General features: G+C 65.0%; 19 protein-coding genes and 1 pseudogene. 19 read left to right on the plus strand and 1 reads right to left on the minus strand.

Annotation, left to right across the window (positions count from 1 at the left end):
• Nucleotides 1-189: 189 nt before the first annotated feature.
• Nucleotides 190-1422: a cytochrome b/b6 domain-containing protein gene (locus QNO18_RS10080; RefSeq protein ID WP_283177558.1), complete on the minus strand. Its 1233-nt coding sequence runs from the start codon at nt 1420-1422 to the stop codon at nt 190-192.
• 165 nt (nt 1423-1587) lie between these two features.
• Between QNO18_RS10080 and fabD the strand changes: the two genes are divergently transcribed.
• From fabD to QNO18_RS10175, 19 genes and pseudogenes are all read left to right on the plus strand, one after another.
• Nucleotides 1588-2520 carry an ACP S-malonyltransferase gene (gene fabD, locus QNO18_RS10085; RefSeq protein WP_283177559.1) on the plus strand — a complete coding sequence of 311 codons (933 nt, stop codon included), beginning with the start codon at nt 1588-1590 and terminating at the stop codon, nt 2518-2520.
• Nucleotides 2521-2658: 138 nt separating this feature from the next.
• On the plus strand, nt 2659-3396 hold the full coding sequence (gene fabG / locus QNO18_RS10090; RefSeq protein ID WP_092896612.1) for a 3-oxoacyl-[acyl-carrier-protein] reductase: 738 nt from the start codon (nt 2659-2661) through the stop codon (nt 3394-3396).
• 228 nt (nt 3397-3624) lie between these two features.
• On the plus strand, nt 3625-3858 hold the full coding sequence (locus QNO18_RS10095; RefSeq protein ID WP_092896614.1) for an acyl carrier protein: 234 nt from the start codon (nt 3625-3627) through the stop codon (nt 3856-3858).
• A 406-nt stretch (nt 3859-4264) separates the two neighbouring features.
• Nucleotides 4265-5524: a beta-ketoacyl-ACP synthase II gene (fabF, locus tag QNO18_RS10100; RefSeq protein ID WP_283177560.1), complete on the plus strand. Its 1260-nt coding sequence runs from the start codon at nt 4265-4267 to the stop codon at nt 5522-5524.
• Between the two features lie 3 nt (nt 5525-5527).
• A complete protein-coding gene (gene mltG / locus QNO18_RS10105; RefSeq protein ID WP_283177561.1) occupies nt 5528-6709 on the plus strand; it encodes an endolytic transglycosylase MltG in 1182 nt (393 codons plus the stop codon).
• Nucleotides 6710-6952: 243 nt separating this feature from the next.
• Nucleotides 6953-7297 carry a hypothetical protein gene (locus tag QNO18_RS10110; protein WP_283177562.1) on the plus strand — a complete coding sequence of 115 codons (345 nt, stop codon included), beginning with the start codon at nt 6953-6955 and terminating at the stop codon, nt 7295-7297.
• Complete coding sequence (locus QNO18_RS10115) at nt 7248-8591, plus strand: terminase family protein (protein ID WP_283177563.1); 1344 nt, start codon at nt 7248-7250, stop codon at nt 8589-8591. The genes QNO18_RS10110 and QNO18_RS10115 overlap by 50 nt, the downstream gene beginning before the upstream one ends.
• A 127-nt stretch (nt 8592-8718) precedes the next feature.
• Complete coding sequence (locus QNO18_RS10120; protein WP_283177564.1) at nt 8719-9963, plus strand: phage portal protein; 1245 nt, start codon at nt 8719-8721, stop codon at nt 9961-9963.
• On the plus strand, nt 9960-10184 hold the full coding sequence (locus QNO18_RS10125; protein WP_283177565.1) for a hypothetical protein: 225 nt from the start codon (nt 9960-9962) through the stop codon (nt 10182-10184). The genes QNO18_RS10120 and QNO18_RS10125 overlap by 4 nt, the downstream gene beginning before the upstream one ends.
• A 29-nt stretch (nt 10185-10213) precedes the next feature.
• Nucleotides 10214-10777, plus strand: coding sequence for an HK97 family phage prohead protease (locus tag QNO18_RS10130; RefSeq protein ID WP_283177566.1), 564 nt, complete (start codon nt 10214-10216; stop codon nt 10775-10777).
• A gap of 40 nt (nt 10778-10817) precedes the next feature.
• The gene (locus tag QNO18_RS10135; RefSeq protein WP_283177567.1) at nt 10818-12011 is read left to right on the plus strand and encodes a phage major capsid protein; all 1194 of its coding nucleotides are present in this window, start codon (nt 10818-10820) and stop codon (nt 12009-12011) included.
• Nucleotides 12012-12085: 74 nt separating this feature from the next.
• Nucleotides 12086-12685: a hypothetical protein gene (locus tag QNO18_RS10140; protein WP_283177568.1), complete on the plus strand. Its 600-nt coding sequence runs from the start codon at nt 12086-12088 to the stop codon at nt 12683-12685.
• Nucleotides 12682-13020 carry a head-tail adaptor protein gene (locus QNO18_RS10145; protein WP_283177569.1) on the plus strand — a complete coding sequence of 113 codons (339 nt, stop codon included), beginning with the start codon at nt 12682-12684 and terminating at the stop codon, nt 13018-13020. The genes QNO18_RS10140 and QNO18_RS10145 overlap by 4 nt, the downstream gene beginning before the upstream one ends.
• On the plus strand, nt 13017-13412 hold the full coding sequence (locus tag QNO18_RS10150) for a DUF3168 domain-containing protein (protein ID WP_283177570.1): 396 nt from the start codon (nt 13017-13019) through the stop codon (nt 13410-13412). Before QNO18_RS10145 ends, QNO18_RS10150 begins: the two co-directional genes overlap by 4 nt.
• Nucleotides 13413-13443: 31 nt before the next feature.
• Entirely contained in the window at nt 13444-13857 is a 414-nt protein-coding gene (locus QNO18_RS10155) for a phage major tail protein, TP901-1 family (RefSeq protein ID WP_283177571.1), read from the plus strand.
• Nucleotides 13857-14177 carry a gene transfer agent family protein gene (locus QNO18_RS10160; RefSeq protein ID WP_283177572.1) on the plus strand — a complete coding sequence of 107 codons (321 nt, stop codon included), beginning with the start codon at nt 13857-13859 and terminating at the stop codon, nt 14175-14177. The genes QNO18_RS10155 and QNO18_RS10160 overlap by 1 nt, the downstream gene beginning before the upstream one ends.
• Complete coding sequence (locus QNO18_RS10165) at nt 14174-14311, plus strand: phage tail assembly chaperone (protein WP_349293851.1); 138 nt, start codon at nt 14174-14176, stop codon at nt 14309-14311. Before QNO18_RS10160 ends, QNO18_RS10165 begins: the two co-directional genes overlap by 4 nt.
• A gap of 71 nt (nt 14312-14382) precedes the next feature.
• Nucleotides 14383-15035 (plus strand): annotated as a pseudogene (locus QNO18_RS10170) (phage tail tape measure protein).
• Between the two features lie 10 nt (nt 15036-15045).
• Nucleotides 15046-15675: a DUF2460 domain-containing protein gene (locus tag QNO18_RS10175; RefSeq protein ID WP_283177573.1), complete on the plus strand. Its 630-nt coding sequence runs from the start codon at nt 15046-15048 to the stop codon at nt 15673-15675.
• Nucleotides 15676-15704 lie beyond the last annotated feature (29 nt).

Consider the following 15704-nt stretch of genomic DNA (forward strand, 5'->3'; position numbering starts at 1 on the left):
CGCAGGAAGATCTGAGGCCGTCCGGAGAGATCCGGACGGCCTTTTTCTTTGGCGGGCCGGGGCTGCATCCGGCGGGAGTGTTTTTCTCAGGAGGAAGGTGCGGCTTATGTGTTTTGTGGAAACCGGGGGCGTACGAAAACGCGCGCCCGTGGAGGAGGGCGCGCGTTTAGGTAGGCAGGCTGGGATCTGTCAGTTCTGGCGTTTGGCAGTCAGCCCGATGGTGACGAGGACCGGGAAGCCGACCTGAGATTCGTCGCCGAAGCTTGTGCCCATGCCGAAGTCACGGCGGTCGATTGTGGTTTCGCCTTTCATCACGGCGGTGTCGCCGGTGATCGTGAGGCTGAAGGGCAGGCTGACCGGTTTCACCTGGCCGCGCAGATCAAGCGTGCCTTCGGCGATGTAAGCCGTGCCTTCGGGGCGGATGGTTGCGGTGAAGATGGCGCCGGGATGGTTGGCCACGTCGAAGAAATCCGCGCCTTTCGCCTGGTCGGAGACCGAGCCGAGGCTGAGGCTCGTGGTGTCGATCTTTACGGTGACGGTGCCGTTGCGGCCTTCGGTCGGGGTCTCATCGAAGGTGATATCGGCGGACCAGGTGGCGAACTGGCCTGCAACGGCGCTGCCCATTTGCTGCACCGAAAGCGCGAGGCTGCCGCTTTCAACCTGCCAGGCGGCGGTGCCGTCTGCTGCGGGGGCCTTGGGCTGCGGTTGCGCCTCCTGAGGGGGGGCAGAGGCTACGGCCGTGTTGGGCAGGGTATTGGTGGGGCGGCTGATCTCCCATGCGGCAAAGCCGGCGGCGGCCCAGAGCAGGAGCGCGGCCAGGACTGGCGCGCGGGTCTGATGCGGATGGCCAGCCATAGAGGGCGTGCCTTTGACCATGCGCGCCAGCGTCACATCGCGGTCGATGATCACATGTTTCAGCGCCCCGGCGATATGGAGGACCAGCGCGGCCAGCAGGATCCACACGAAAAGCCCGTGGGCCGCGCCGAAGACATGGCCGATAGTTTCGGATTTCGGCACGAAGGGCAGGTTTTGCCCGAATGGCCACAGGATCGGGGCAAAGCCCTCGACCGCCGCGTGATGGATCCATCCTGTCAGCGGCACGAGCACCAGCGAGATATAGAGCGACCAGTGCACCGTTTCGGCCGCAAATGTCTCGAGCCTGCGGCCGGGATGGACCGGCGCGGGGCGGGTCTCGGTCAGGGCCCAGAGGATGCGGGCCAGAGCCACGAAGAACACCGTGACCCCCAATGTCTTATGGACCGAGAAGAGCTGTGCCTTGAGCGCGAGCTCTTCCGAGGTGGCATAGGGCAGGTTTTCGGCGATGAGGCCGAGGGGGAAGGTCGTGATGATCAGGGCGGCGGTCAGCCAGTGGAAGATGCGGCTGACGCGGCCATAACTGGCAACCGTGTTGCGGGCTTGCATTATGGGCTCCGGGATTGGTCTGGAGAGGACTTTGACCGGCAGAATAGCAGGATCGGGGCGCGGAGACATCGCGGATCAGGGCACAGCGACTGTGCGGCGCTTTTGCTCAACATTGCGAGAGGGGGGGATCGCGCTATCTGAGAGGAAATTCATGGAGGATCACGCATGAGCCGTGCATTTGTTTTTCCCGGTCAGGGCGCTCAGGCGATCGGGATGGGAATGGAACTGGCCGCGACCTGGCCGGTTGCGCAAGCCGTCTTTGATGAGGTTGATGAGGCTTTGGGCGAAAAGCTCTCGGTCCTGATCCGCGAGGGGGATATTGCCGAACTGACGCTGACGCAGAACGCGCAGCCGGCGCTGATGGCGACCTCGATTGCGGCAGTGCGGGTGCTGGAGGCGGAGGGCTTTCCGCTGAAGGGCACGGCGGATTTCGTCGCCGGGCACAGCCTTGGCGAATATTCGGCGCTTTGCGCGGCGGGGAGCCTGAGCCTGACCGACACGGCACGGCTGCTCCGGGTGCGCGGTGTGGCGATGCAGGAGGCGGTGCCGGTGGGCGTGGGGGCGATGGCGGCGCTTCTCGGGCTTGATTTCGCGACGGCCTCAGAGGTGGCGGCAGAAGCGGCGCAGGGCGAGGTCTGCCAGGCGGCGAATGACAATGACCCCGCCCAGGTGGTGGTGTCGGGCCATAAGGCGGCCGTCGAGCGTGCGGTCGAAATCGCAAAAGCGCGTGGCGCGAAGCGGGCGATCCTTTTGCCGGTCAGTGCACCGTTCCATTGCGCCCTGATGCAGCCTGCGGCGGCCCGGATGGCAGAGGCGCTGGCCGGGGTGGTGATTTCCGACCCGGTGGTACCGCTGGTCGCCAATGTGCGGGCCGAGGCGGTGACGGAGGCATCGAAGATCACCGATCTTCTGGTGGCGCAGGTGACCGGCTCGGTCCGGTGGCGGGAATCGGTCCTGTGGATGGAACGTGCGGGCGTCACGGAATATTGGGAAGTCGGCGCCGGTAAGGCTCTGGCGGGGATGATCCGGCGGATTCAGAAAGAAGCCGTTGTGAAGCCTGTGGGCACGCCTGCGGATGTGGCGGCGCTGAAGGGCTGAGCCTTTCGAGAGGGGGCACGGGCCGGGGACCGGCCCCCTGCAACTATCGGTTTCCCGAACCAGTGGCACGGGCAATGGTCCCGCCCCGGGATGTTTAAAGACAGATGAAAAGGCCTCAGGCCTTTGGGAGAATGGTTTATGTTTGATCTGACGGGAAAGACGGCGCTGGTGACCGGCGCTTCTGGCGGGATCGGCGCAGATATTGCACGCGCTTTGCACAAGGCGGGCGCTGTCGTCGGGCTGTCGGGGACGCGGGTTGCGCCTTTGGAGGCGCTGGCGGCAGAGCTTGGCGCGCGGGCGCATGTGCTGGAATGCAATCTTTCGGTTGCGGAAGAGGTCGAGGGCCTTGTGAAACGCGCAGGCGAGGCGATGGGATCGGTCGATATCCTCGTCAACAATGCCGGGATCACCCGTGACGGGCTTGCGATGCGCATGTCGGATGAGGATTGGGCCAGCGTCATCGACGTCAATCTGACCGCGAGCTTCCGGCTCTGCCGTGCCGCGATCCGGGGTATGATGAAGGCGCGCAAGGGGCGGATCATCAATATCTCTTCCGTCGTCGGCACCACCGGCAATCCGGGCCAGGCGAATTACTGCGCGTCGAAAGCGGGTCTGGTGGGGATGTCGAAAGCCCTTGCGACGGAAGTCGCAAGCCGGGGCATCACCGTGAACTGCGTGGCGCCGGGCTTCATCGAGACCGCGATGACCGACAAGCTGAACGAGGCACAGAAGGGGGGGATTCTCTCGGCGGTGCCTGCGGGGCGGATGGGGCGCCCCGAAGAGATTGCGGCGGCGGTGATTTATCTGGCCTCGGATGAGGCGGGCTATGTCACGGGCGCCACTTTGCATGTGAATGGCGGAATGGCGATGATCTGAGCCCGGACACAGGCGCTGATATGAGGTTTTCTGGGCCTTCGGATGGGGTCGGCAGGGTGTCGGCACTTGACCTTTGGCCCGGAAAGCATTTGCCATGGAGCGCGGCTGTGCTATAGCGCCCGCCAGAATCCGGGGGCTCGCCCGGTGCTGCCGCGATCGGGGAGACCATCTCCGGCGCGGATAACCAGGCCGGGGGCATGACCCCGCGAACGGAGTAGAGGACGAAACATGAGCGACATCGCAGATCGCGTGAAAAAGATCGTTGTCGAGCATCTCGGCGTTGAAGAGGATAAGGTCACCGAGACCGCTTCCTTTATCGACGACCTGGGTGCTGACTCGCTGGACACGGTCGAGCTGGTCATGGCTTTCGAAGAAGAATTCGGCATCGAGATTCCGGATGACGCCGCTGAAACCATCCAGACCTTCGGCGATGCGGTCGGCTTCATCTCGAAAGCTGTCTGATCGTTTTGTCCCTTTCGGGATAAGAAAGGCTCCCCGGTTTCGGGGAGCCTTTTTGTTTGTGCAGGCTTTGCGGCAGGGGCTCAGCCGGGGCTGAGGAACTTCGCGAGTCGCAGAGCGCCTCCCGCTCGCCCGGAGGCTCGGCTTCGCAATCAGCCGGGGTGATAGAGGCTGTCGAAACTGGCGCTTAGCAGGCTGTTCATGGTTGCCCTGACGGAGGAGGGCCCAGGTAGATTGGAGAATTCTCTCATGACGCAGCCTCTGATCCGGAGAATTCAGGAGGCAGGCGAGGCGTGTGGCATCCGGTTGGTGGCATGGCTTTGCCCGCCTTCTACCCCTTCTGTTGCGGGCGCGCGGGTGCGCGTGTATCAGGCGAAGGGAAATGATCGCCTTGCGAGGGAGTGCACATATGCGCCGTGTAGTCGTTACGGGTCTGGGAATGGTCACACCGCTGGCCTCCGGGGTGGAAGAGACCTGGAGCCGCCTGCTGGAGGGAAAATCCGGCGCAGGCCCGATCACGCGGTTTGATGCCTCGACTGTGGTTACGCAATATGCCTGTGAGATTCCGCGCGGCGACGGCAGTAATGGCACCTTCAATCCCGATGACTGGATGGAGCCGAAAGAGCAGCGCAAAGTCGATGACTTCATCCTTTACGGGGTGGCAGCGGCGGTGCAGGCAGTGCGGGATTCTGGCTGGGAGCCTGGATCTGAAGAAGATCGCGAGCGCACCGGTGTGATGATCGGATCGGGAATCGGCGGGCTTTCGACAATTGCCGAAACCGCGATCCTGATCAAAGAAAAGGGGCCGAAGCGGGTTTCGCCCTTCTTCATCCCGGCCTCGCTGATCAACCTGATCTCGGGCCAGGTCTCTATCCGCTTTGGCTTCAAGGGGCCGAACCATGCGGTTGTCACGGCCTGTTCGACCGGGGCGCATGCGATTGGCGATGCGGCGCGGCTGATCAGCTTCGGCGATGCCGATGTCATGGTGGCAGGCGGCGCGGAGAGCCCGATCTCGGAAATCGGGATTGCCGGGTTCAACGCCTGCAAGGCGCTGTCGACGAAGCGCGGCGATGAACCAACAAAAGCGAGCCGGCCCTATGACGCGGACCGCGATGGATTCGTGATGGGCGAGGGCGCGGGCGTCGTGGTGCTGGAGGAATATGAGCACGCAAAAGCCCGTGGCGCGAAGATCTATGCCGAGGTGCTGGGCTATGGGCTTTCGGGCGATGCCTATCATATCACCGCACCCTCGGAAGATGGCGATGGCGGCTTCCGGTCGATGAAGGCGGCGCTGGCCCGGGCCGGGATCACGCCCGACCAGGTGGATTACATCAATGCGCATGGCACCTCGACCATGGCGGATACGATTGAGCTGGGCGCGGTGGAGCGCCTGCTGGGTGATGCGGCGGGGAATGCGGTGATGTCCTCGACCAAGTCCTCGATTGGTCACCTGCTGGGGGCGGCCGGCGCGGTGGAGGCGATTTTCTGTATCCTCGCGATCCGCGACCAGGTGGCGCCGCCGACGATCAATCTTGATAATCCGGCAGTGGCGCCGAAGCTGAACCTGGCTGCGAACAAAAAGGTCGAACGCAAGATCGATATCGCTTTGTCGAACAGCTTTGGCTTTGGCGGCACCAATGCCAGCCTTGTTCTTGGTAGGGTCAAGTAATCTATGTGGAAAAGTATCGCCTCTAACGCGCTGACGTTTTTCATCGTTCTGTTGATCGTGGCGGCGGCGCTGGTGGCCTGGGGGCGCAATGTCTATGTCAGCCCCGGGCCGCTGACGGAGGCGGTCTGTGTGCAGGTCGAGCGGGGCGCGAGCCTCGCCTCGGTCTCGCGCACCCTGGAGACGCGCGGCGCTGTGGCCGATGCGCGGATCTTCCGGATCGGCGCGGAATATTCGGGGCGGGCCAAGGATCTGAAATTCGGCTCTTACCTGATTCCCCCCGGCGCCACGATGGATGACGTCCTGGGGGCGCTGACCCTGGGCGGGGCCTCGACCTGCGGGCAGGAGATCCAGCTTGTGATCGGTGTGGCGAGCGCGAATGTGGTGCTGCGCGAACTGGACCCCGCGACCAACCGCTTTGTCGAAGTGGCGAAATTCGCGCCTGATGCGGTAGAGCGGCCGGCGGATTATACCGAAGCGGCGGCCAAACCCGATATGCGGTTCACGGTGACGGTGGTGGAGGGCGTGACCTCCTGGGCGGTAGTTGATGCGCTGAAGAAGGTGGATTTCCTGTCGGGTGAGATTTCCGGCGTGCCACCGGAGGGCTCGCTTGCGCCGCAAAGCTATGACGTGGTGCGCGGCGGCGACCGTGCGGGCCTGATCGCGCAGATGAGCGCCAATCAGGAACGGATCATGGCCGATCTGTGGATGGGTCGTGATGAGGGGCTGCCCTATGACACGCCGGAACAGGCGATGATCATGGCCTCGATTATCGAGAAGGAAACCGGCGTTTCGGAGGAGCGCGGGCTGGTCGCCAGCGTCTTTGTCAACCGGCTGCGGCAGGGGATGCGGCTTCAGACCGACCCGACGGTGATCTATGGCATCACCAAGGGAGAGGGCGTGTTGGGCCGGGGGCTGCGGCAAAGCGAGCTGCGCCGTTCAACCCCTTACAATACCTATGTTATTGACGGGCTGCCGCCGACCCCGATTGCCAATCCGGGGCGGGCATCCATTGCTGCGGCGCTGCATCCGGAACAGTCGGATTATGTGTTCTTTGTTGCGGATGGCACGGGCGGACATGCCTTTGCGGTGACGCTTACAGAGCATAACGCGAATGTCGCGCGCTGGCGTGAGATTGAGGCGCAGCAGGGGCAGGCCGGTCAGGGCGGCGTGCAGAGCGCAGAGTGAACGGGGTTGAGTTCTTAACAAAACGTAAACGCTGCGTTCGTTTAAGTGGCTGGTTTAATTGATGTTTTTCTTGACTCTGCGTCCGCTCTGACGTAGGGATTGTGACATGCTGAAAGAGGTGTGAAAGCGGCCAGGGGGCGACCCCGGGGCCGCTTTTTTATGTCGCAGGTTTGCAGGCCCGAGACGGCCCGCAACCGGCAGGGTTGGCTTTAGAAGGAGCGGCAAAAGGGCGGGCTGGCATCTATGACGATCATATTTGCGGAAGGGGGCGGCGACCCCGCCCGCGCGAGCGAGGCGGCGGGTGCGCTGAACCTGACCGAAGAGCTCTACCGGATCGCGGTGGAGGAGCTGAACGAGGCTTTTGCGGGGATCCGCGAGGGCCGGTTCGAACTGGCAAAAGAGGGCCGGCGGGCGGTCAGGGATCTGGCCGATCTGTCAAAGGCGCTGCTGGAGGAGAGAAGGAATGTCGAGAAACTCCGCAAAGAGCTTGCCGGCGGGGGCGCAGGAGACGGCGAACTCGACCTCGGGGCGGCGCGCGATGAGATCGGGCGCCGACTGGCTCGCCTCCGCGCTGCCCGGGGAGATTGATGAATTTCTGAGCGGCTTAAGTGACAATGCGCTGCGGGCGCTGCCGTGGATCTTCGATTTCTGGGCGCTGCCGCATCAGATGCCGCCCGAAGGCGCATGGAAGTCCTGGGTGATCATGGGCGGGCGTGGTGCGGGCAAGACGCGGGCCGGGGCGGAATGGGTGCGCGCCATGGTCGAGGGTGACACGGCCCTCGCCCCGGGACGGGCGCGGCGGGTGGCGCTGGTTGCGGAGACGCTGGAACAGGCGCGCGAAGTGATGGTGCTGGGAGAAAGCGGCATTCTGGCCTGTTCGCCCCCGGACCGGCGGCCGAAATGGATGGCCTCGCGCAACCGGCTTGAATGGGCGAATGGCGCGGTGGCGCAGTTGTTTTCAGCCCATGATCCGGAGCGGCTGCGGGGGCCGCAATTCGATGCGGCCTGGGCGGATGAACTGGCGAAATGGCCGAAAGCCGCAGAGACCTGGGATCAGCTGCAGTTCGGGCTGCGGCTGGGGGAGAACCCGCAGCAGGTGGTGACGACGACACCGCGGAATGTGGCGGTGCTGAAGGCGATTTTGCAGAACCCTTCGACGGTGGTGACCCATGCGCCCACCGAGGCGAACCGGGCCTGGCTGGCCGAGAGCTATCTTGAGGAGGTGAAAGCGCGCTATGGCGGCACCTCGCAGGGGCGCCAGGAGCTTGAGGGGCTTATGATCGAGGAGGCCGAGGGGGCGCTCTGGTCGCGAGCGATGATCACCGCGGCGCAGGCGGCGGCAGAGATCCCGCCGATGCGGGTGGTGGTGGCGGTCGATCCGCCGGTGACGGCGACTAAGAAATCCGACGAATGCGGCATCGTGGTGGTGGGCGCGGATACAAGCGGAGCGCCCGGCGAGTGGCGGGCGGTGGTGCTGGCGGACCGGACAGTGCGCGGCGCGAGCCCGGATGGCTGGGCGCGGGCGGCAGTTGCGGCGATGGAAGAATTCGGCGCCGAGCGGCTGGTCGTCGAGGTGAACCAGGGCGGCGATCTGGTCGCGGGCGTCGTGCGCCAGGTTGATCCGCTGGTGCCGGTGCGGGAGGTACGGGCGATGCGGGGCAAGATGCTGCGGGCCGAACCGGTGGCGGCTTTGTATGAGCAGGGCCGGATTGCGCATCGGCGGGGGCTTGGCGATCTCGAGCAGCAGATGGTTAAGATGACGCGGACCGGCTGGCAGGGGCAGGGAAGCCCGGACCGGCTGGATGCTCTGGTCTGGGCACTGACCGAGCTGATGATCGTACCTTCCTCGCGGATCGGACAGCCGGGCGTGCGCACGATCTGAGGCTGGGCTGCGGGATTGCGGCCGGGGGCCAGCCCCCGGACCCCCGGAATATCTGGATCAAGAGGAAATTAGCGGCGGGGTGCCTTTTCGGGGCGGCTTTCGCATGGCTTACGAGAGGAGCGGCTTTGTGTTCGATTTCCTGAAGATCGGGTCGAGGGTGCCGCCAGTGCCCGGGCAGAAGGCAAGCGCGACGGGGCGGGTGATCGCCCGGAGCGTGGTCACGGGAGGCGGTGGCCGGGTTGCGGGCGGAGTGCGTGATGCCGTCTCGCTGACCCGGGCGGGGTTTCAGGGCAATCCGGTCGGGTTTCGTGCCGTCAGGATGATTGCCGAGGCGGCGGCGGCTTTGCCGGTGATCTGTCAGGATTGCGAGCGTCGCTATGAGGCGCATCCGGTGCTGGCGCTGCTGGCGCGGCCCAATGGGGCGCAGGGGCGGGCGGAGCTTCTGGAGGCGGTTTACGGCCATCTTTTGCTCAGCGGCAATGCCTATGTGGAGGCGGTGCCCGGGCCGGGCGAGCCGGGAAGCGGCACAGTGCCTGGGGAATTGCACGCATTGCGCCCCGACCGCATGTCGCTGGTGCCGGGGGCGGATGGCTGGCCGGTGGCCTTTGACTATTCGGTGGCGGGCCGGGTGCATCGCTTTGATGTCACAGAAGGGCTGAGCCCGGTCTGTCATATCCGCAGTTTCCATCCGCAGGATGATCATTATGGCCTGTCGCCGATGCAGGCGGCAGCGGTGGCGGTTGATGTGCATAATGCGGCTTCGGCCTGGTCGAGGTCACTTCTGGACAATGCGGCGCGGCCTTCGGGGGCGATCATCTATAAGGGCGCCGACGGGCAGTCCGTTCTGACGCCCGACCAGTATGACCGGCTGGTTTGCGAGATGGAGGCGCATCACCAGGGCGCGCGGAACGCCGGGCGTCCGATGCTGCTGGAGGGCGGGCTGGACTGGAAACCGATGGGGTTTTCGCCCTCTGACATGGAGTTTCACGAGACGAAACTCGCGGCAGCGCGCGAGATTGCGGTGGCCTTCGGGGTGCCGCCGATGCTGATGGGGATCCCCGGCGACGCCACTTACGCCAATTATCAGGAGGCGAACCGGGCCTTTTACCGGTTGACGGTCTTGCCGCTTGCGTCGCGGGTGCTGGCAGCGCTGTCGCATTGGCTGGCGGGATTTGGCGGCGAGGCGGTCGGGCTGCGGCCTGACCTTGACCAGATCCCGGCACTGGCGATGGAGCGCGACCAGCAATGGGCGCGGGTCGGCGCGGCGTCTTTTCTGAGCGAGGCGGAGAAACGCGCGCTTCTGGGCCTGCCGCGCCTGCCCGGGCCAGGGGATGGGCCAGATCACGAAACGGGCGACGAGGGGCGCTTATGAACCAGCACAAAGAGGGAGCGGGCTCGCGCTTTGTCTTTGACAGTTTCGACGCCGCTCATGCCCGGATCGAGGCCAATGAACGGGTGATGGAGGAGCGTTGGGCGGGGCTGGAATTCCGGCTTGGCCAGATCGACGCGGCGCTGGAGCGGCTGGAGCGGCGGATCTGGCTCGGGGTCTGCGGGGGGCGGGGTTTTTGCTGGCTCAGGGCGCCGAGGCGGTGATCCGGGCGGCGATGAAATGAGGGTGAGCGATGCTGGAACATAAATTCTGCCGGCCCGAATCGGGGCTGACCCTGAGCGAGGGGCGCGAGCTGTCGGGCTATGCCTCGCTGTTCGGGGTGAGGGACCAGGGCGGTGATCTGGTGGCGCCGGGGGCCTACGCGAAATCGCTGGCCCGACTTAAGGCGAAGGGCGGCAAGGTGCGGATGCTGTGGCAGCATGATCCGACCCAGCCCATTGGCATCTGGGATGAGGTCCGCGAAGACGCGACCGGGCTTTGGGTCAGGGGGCGGCTGCTGACCGAAGTGGCAAAGGGGCGCGAGGCAGCGGCTTTGCTGGAAGCGGGCGCGCTGGACGGGCTGTCGATCGGCTACCGGACGCTGCGCGCGGAGCGCGATGGCGCCGCGCCGGGCCAGATCGCCGGGCAGTGCAAGGGGCGCAGGCTGTTGGAACTCGAGCTTTGGGAGGTCTCTCTGGTGACCTTCCCGATGCTGAGCGAGGCGCGGGTGGCGGCGAAGTCCGAGGAAGTGACGTCGGTTTTCGACGGGCTCGCCGCGCTGTTTGAGAGCGCAAGGCGTGACCTTGCGAGGCGCTGAGCGCGCGCCCGGGAATTCTGCCTGACAGAAGGAATTACGGATGACGGAGAGAGAGATCCGGGCCGGGGAGATTTCCCCGGGCCTGAACCCGGCTGTGGAGGTGAAAACCGCCATGGCCGGATTCCTGAAGGAATTCAGTTCCTTTCAGGCTGACGTGAAACAATCGCTGCAACATCAGGAAGAGCGACTGACCATGCTTCAGAAGAAAACCATGACCTGGGGCCGCCCGGTACTTTCCGCCGTGCCGGAGGAAAATGCACCGCATCGCCAGGCGTTCAATGCCTATCTGCGGTCGGGCGATGACGAGGGATATCGCGGCCTGAGCCTTGAGGGCAAGGCGATGTCGACTGCGGTGGCGGCGGATGGCGGTTATCTGGTTTCGCCGCAGACGGCCGATCAGATCCGCTCGATGCTGATCTCGACCTCGTCCCTGCGCGCGGTGGCCAATGTCGTGCAGGTCGAGGCGACCTCGTTCGACGTGCTGGTGGACCGTTCCGAGGCAGGCTCGGGCTGGGCGACCGAGGCGGTGGCGACGACCGAGACGGCGACGCCCACGCTGGAGCGGATCCAGATCCGGCTGCATGAGCTCTCAGCCATGCCGAAGGCCAGTCAACGGCTGCTTGATGACAGCGCCTTTGACGTGGAAGGCTGGCTTGCGGGTAAGATCGCCACGCGTTTCATCCGGGCCGAGGCTTCGGCTTTTATCAACGGGGATGGCGTTGATAAGCCGAAGGGCATCCTTCTGCCGGCCAAGGTGGCGAATGCCTCCTGGACCTGGGGCAATCTCGGCTATGTGCCGACGGGGGCCGCCGCCGATTTCGCGACCACCAACCCGGCAGATTGTATCATCAACCTGGTCTATTCTCTTGGTGCCGATTACCGCGCAAATGGCACTTTTCTGATGAATTCGAAAACTGCCGGCGCGGTCAGGAAGATGAAGGATGCCGATGGCCGTTTCCTGTGGTCGGATGGTCTGGCGGCGGGGGAACCTGCGCGTCTGATGGGCTATGCGGTGCTGATCTGCGAGGATATGCCCGACGTTGGCGCGAACAGCTTCCCTGTCGCGTTCGGCGATTTCAACGCAGGCTACACCATCGCCGAACGCCCGGATCTGCGCATCCTGCGCGACCCGTTCTCGGCCAAGCCGCATGTTCTCTTCTATGCCACCAAGCGCGTGGGCGGTGACATTGCCGATTACGCAGCCATCAAACTGCTGCGTGTCGCGACCTCCTGACGACCTGATGCCGGGCCCGGCCGTTCCCGGCCTGGCCCTCTTTTAAGGGCCGCGAGCAATTGGGGGCGCAGGGTATGAGACTGACGGAAGAGACGGTGGTGCCGGTGGCGAGCCTGCCGCTGGACGCGCTGAAGGAACATCTGCGTCTTGGCAGCGGGTTTGCGCTGGCTTTGGGGCAGGATGCGCTGCTGGAGAGCCATCTGCGCGCGGCGATTGCGGCGATCGAGGGGCGGGTCGCCAAGGCGCTGATCCGGCGCCGGTTTCTGCTGGAGATGGAGGCCTGGCGCGATGCCGATGCCCAGGCACTGCCGCTGGCGCCGGTCTCGTCTTTGGTGAGTGTCGAATTGGTCTCACCGACGGGTGTCGCAACTGCGGTCAACCCGGCGCGCTACCGGCTGATCCAGGATCAGCACCGCCCGCGGGTCGCAGGTACGGGCGCGGCGCCGCCAGAACCTGCGACCGGGGGCGGGGTCAGGGTGCTGTTCGAGGCGGGGTTCTCGGTGACCTGGGCTGGCGTGCCTGCCGATCTGCAACAGGCGGTGATGCTGCTTGCGGCGGAGTATTACGAGTTCCGGCATGATCCGGGCACGCTTGGCGCGGGACTTCCCGGCGCGGTCGAGAGCCTGATCGGGCGCTGGCGGCTGATCCGCGTGCTGGGCGGGGGGCGGCGATGAGGGTACCGCAACTGCGCCAGCAACTCGCGCTGGAAGAGGCGAGCCGGTTTCCGGACGGCGTCGGAGGGTTCACGCTGAGCTGGGCGCTGGTGGGTCTGCTTTGGGCAGAGATGGTTTCGGGCAATGGCCGAGATGCTTCGGGTGAGGAGGTGATCCTGACCTCGGTGGCCTGGCGGATCACGGTGCGCGGCGCAGCCGCAGGGACGCCCGCCCGCCCGCGCCCCGAACAGCGGTTCAGACTGGGGGCCCGTATTTTTACCATCCTCGCGGTGGCTGAGAATGACCCGGGCGGCCTCTGGCTGACCTGCACCTGCCGCGAGGAGGCGCCGAAATGAGCTACGCAGCAGCAGCAGCCCTGCAGACGGCGATCTTTCAGCGGCTGAGCACGGCGCCGGCTCTGGCAGGCGTTGCCGTGCATGACGCGCTGCCGCCCTCGCCGCCGGGGCTTTTCGTACTGATCGGGCCGGAGGAGGTCCGCGATGCTTCGGATAAGTTGGCAGAGGGCGCGGATCACCGGCTGGTCCTCAGCGTGATCAGTGATGCCGAGGGGTTTTTGGCCGCGAAAACTGTTTCGGTACTGATCTCGGATCTCATGGCGGGGCCGATGCCGGCGCTGTCGCGCGGGCGGCTGGTGCGTCTTTCCTTTGACCGCGCTGTGGCGAGACGGATCGGCGAGGGTGCTGTGCGGCGCATTGACCTGACCTTCCGGGCGCGGATCGAACTCTGATCCCCGTATTCACTTTTTCAAGGAGACAACCATGGCAGTTCAGGCCGGGAAAGACCTTCTGATCAAGATCGACCAGACCGGCGATGGCCAGTTTGAAACCATTGCCGGCCTTCGGGCCACCCGCGCCAGTTTCAACGCCGAGACGGTCGAAGTCACCAGCCTTGAGAGCTCGGGTGGCTGGCGCGAATTGCTGGCGGGGGCGGGGGTGAAAACGGCGAGTATTTCTGGCTCGGGCGTGTTTCGTGATGCTGAAACCGATGAACGTGCGCGTCAGATCTTCTTTGACGGTGAGATCCCGTCCTTCCAGGTGGTGATCCCGGATTTCGGCGTGGTGCAGGGGCCGTTCCAGATCACCAGCCTTGAATATTCCGGCAGCCATAACGGCGAGGCGACCTATGAAGTCTCGCTCGCCTCGGCGGGCGCCCTCAGTTTTACGGCGCTCTGATGGTGAACCCTTACGCAGGGGAGGTGGAGATCACGCTGGACGGGGAGCCACATGTGGCGAAGCTGACGCTTGGCGCGCTGGCGGAACTGGAGGCGGGGCTGGGCGAGGCCTCGCTGATGGATCTTGTCGAGCGGTTCGAGGTGGGGCGGTTTTCGGGCCGCGACGTGCTGGCGCTGGTGGTTGCGGGCCTCAGGGGCGGCGGCTGGAAGGGGCAGGCGGGCGATCTGGTCGCCGTTGAGATTGGCGGCGGGCCGGTGGCTGCGGCAAAGGCCGCAGCGGAGCTTCTCGCCCGGGCGTTCTCGCTCGGGGAGACGAAATGAGCAGCAAATTCGACTGGCCGGGGCTGATCCGGGCTGGGATGCACGGGCTGGGGCTGGAACCGCGCGTGTTCTGGGGCCTCACGCCGGTCGAGTTGCGGATCATGCTGGGGCGGAGCGGGGGGCTCCGCCCCTGACGCGGGCGCGGCTGGCAGAACTCGCCGCATCTTTCCCCGACAGGGGGGCGAGCAAATGAAAGGCGACGAAGATGGCGGAACCGGATCTGCTGGCGGAACAGCTGGCGGGGCTTGAGGAAAGGCTGGGGGCCTCGGCTGCGATGGTCGCGGCTTTTGATGGCGAACTGGCGCGACTGAGGGACAGCGCGACCTTCACCTCGCGCGAAGTCTCGACCTTGTCGAATGGTATTTCAGGGGGCCTCAGGCGGGCGTTTGATGGGCTGGCCTTTGACGGGATGCGGCTCTCGGACGCGCTGAGGGGGTGGCTCAGACGATTGTGGATACGGTCTATTCGGTAGCGATGCGGCCGATCCACACTGCGGTCGGCGGTGCGATTGCCAATGGGATCAACGGGTTGATGTCGGGGCTGATGCCCTTTGCCAAAGGCGCGGGCTTTGCGCAGGGGCGAGTGATGCCCTTTGCCAATGGCGGCGTGGTCTCGGGCCCGGTGTCGTTTCCGATGCGCGGAGGGCGCGGGCTGATGGGCGAGGCCGGGCCGGAGGCGATCATGCCTCTGTCCCGTGGCGCGGACGGGAGGCTCGGGGTGCAGACCCAGGGCGGCGGGCGACCCGTCAATGTGGTGATGAACATTTCCACGCCCGATGTGACGGGGTTCCGGCGCTCGGAAAGCCAGATCGCGGCACAGATGGGCAGGGTTCTGGCGCGCGGTCAGAGGAACAGGTGAGGAGAGGCGCATGTTTCACGAAGTAAGGTTCCCCGCCAATCTGAGCTTTGGCTCGGTCGGAGGGCCGGAGCGGCGCACTGAGATCGTGACGCTCGCCAACGGGTTCGAGGAGCGCAACACGCCCTGGGCCCATTCGCGCCGCCATTATGATGCAGGCGTAGGGCTGAGGTCGCTTGATGATCTGGAGGCGCTGATCGCGTTTTTCGAGGCGCGGCGCGGGCAGCTGCATGGGTTTCGCTGGAAGGACTGGTCGGATTACCGCTCCTGTCTGCCATCGGGCAAGGTTGGTCCCCTGGACCAGCTTCTCGGACATGGGGATGGGGCAACAACGGCTTTCCCGCTTCTGAAGGCTTACCGTTCGGGCGAGGAAGGCTATTCGCGACCGATCCGCAAGCCTGTGGCCGGCTCCGTGCTGGTCGCGCTGGCAGATGATCCGAAGGTCGAGGGCATCGAATTCACGGTCGACAGCGCGAAGGGCGAGATCCTTTTCGAAGTGCCGCCTCCTTTGGGCACAAGGGTTACGGCGGGGTTTGAATTCGATGTGCCGGTGCGGTTCGACGCCGACCGGATCCAGGTTTCCGTCGCGAGCTTTCAGGCCGGCGACGTTCCGAATGTCCCGGTGGTGGAGATCAGACTGTGACACTTGCGCTTCACGACCATTTACAGACC

The sequence above is a fragment of the Gemmobacter sp. 24YEA27 genome (genome assembly GCF_030052995.1).
GTDB lineage: Bacteria > Pseudomonadota > Alphaproteobacteria > Rhodobacterales > Rhodobacteraceae > Pseudogemmobacter.

Bases quoted from the DNA above. Each gene is read 5' to 3' on its own strand.
- QNO18_RS10080 (WP_283177558.1), bottom strand. From the start codon at position 1,422: ATGCAAGCCCGCAACACGGTTGCCAGTTATGGCCGCGTCAGCCGCATC.
- fabD (WP_283177559.1), top strand. From the start codon at position 1,588: ATGAGCCGTGCATTTGTTTTTCCCGGTCAGGGCGCTCAGGCGATCGGG.
- fabG (WP_092896612.1), top strand. From the start codon at position 2,659: ATGTTTGATCTGACGGGAAAGACGGCGCTGGTGACCGGCGCTTCTGGC.
- QNO18_RS10095 (WP_092896614.1), top strand. From the start codon at position 3,625: ATGAGCGACATCGCAGATCGCGTGAAAAAGATCGTTGTCGAGCATCTC.
- fabF (WP_283177560.1), top strand. From the start codon at position 4,265: ATGCGCCGTGTAGTCGTTACGGGTCTGGGAATGGTCACACCGCTGGCC.
- mltG (WP_283177561.1), top strand. From the start codon at position 5,528: ATGTGGAAAAGTATCGCCTCTAACGCGCTGACGTTTTTCATCGTTCTG.
- QNO18_RS10110 (WP_283177562.1), top strand. From the start codon at position 6,953: ATGACGATCATATTTGCGGAAGGGGGCGGCGACCCCGCCCGCGCGAGC.
- QNO18_RS10115 (WP_283177563.1), top strand. From the start codon at position 7,248: ATGAGATCGGGCGCCGACTGGCTCGCCTCCGCGCTGCCCGGGGAGATT.
- QNO18_RS10125 (WP_283177565.1), top strand. From the start codon at position 9,960: ATGAACCAGCACAAAGAGGGAGCGGGCTCGCGCTTTGTCTTTGACAGT.
- QNO18_RS10130 (WP_283177566.1), top strand. From the start codon at position 10,214: ATGCTGGAACATAAATTCTGCCGGCCCGAATCGGGGCTGACCCTGAGC.
- QNO18_RS10135 (WP_283177567.1), top strand. From the start codon at position 10,818: ATGACGGAGAGAGAGATCCGGGCCGGGGAGATTTCCCCGGGCCTGAAC.
- QNO18_RS10140 (WP_283177568.1), top strand. From the start codon at position 12,086: ATGAGACTGACGGAAGAGACGGTGGTGCCGGTGGCGAGCCTGCCGCTG.
- QNO18_RS10145 (WP_283177569.1), top strand. From the start codon at position 12,682: ATGAGGGTACCGCAACTGCGCCAGCAACTCGCGCTGGAAGAGGCGAGC.
- QNO18_RS10150 (WP_283177570.1), top strand. From the start codon at position 13,017: ATGAGCTACGCAGCAGCAGCAGCCCTGCAGACGGCGATCTTTCAGCGG.
- QNO18_RS10155 (WP_283177571.1), top strand. From the start codon at position 13,444: ATGGCAGTTCAGGCCGGGAAAGACCTTCTGATCAAGATCGACCAGACC.
- QNO18_RS10160 (WP_283177572.1), top strand. From the start codon at position 13,857: ATGGTGAACCCTTACGCAGGGGAGGTGGAGATCACGCTGGACGGGGAG.
- QNO18_RS10165 (WP_349293851.1), top strand. From the start codon at position 14,174: ATGAGCAGCAAATTCGACTGGCCGGGGCTGATCCGGGCTGGGATGCAC.
- QNO18_RS10175 (WP_283177573.1), top strand. From the start codon at position 15,046: ATGTTTCACGAAGTAAGGTTCCCCGCCAATCTGAGCTTTGGCTCGGTC.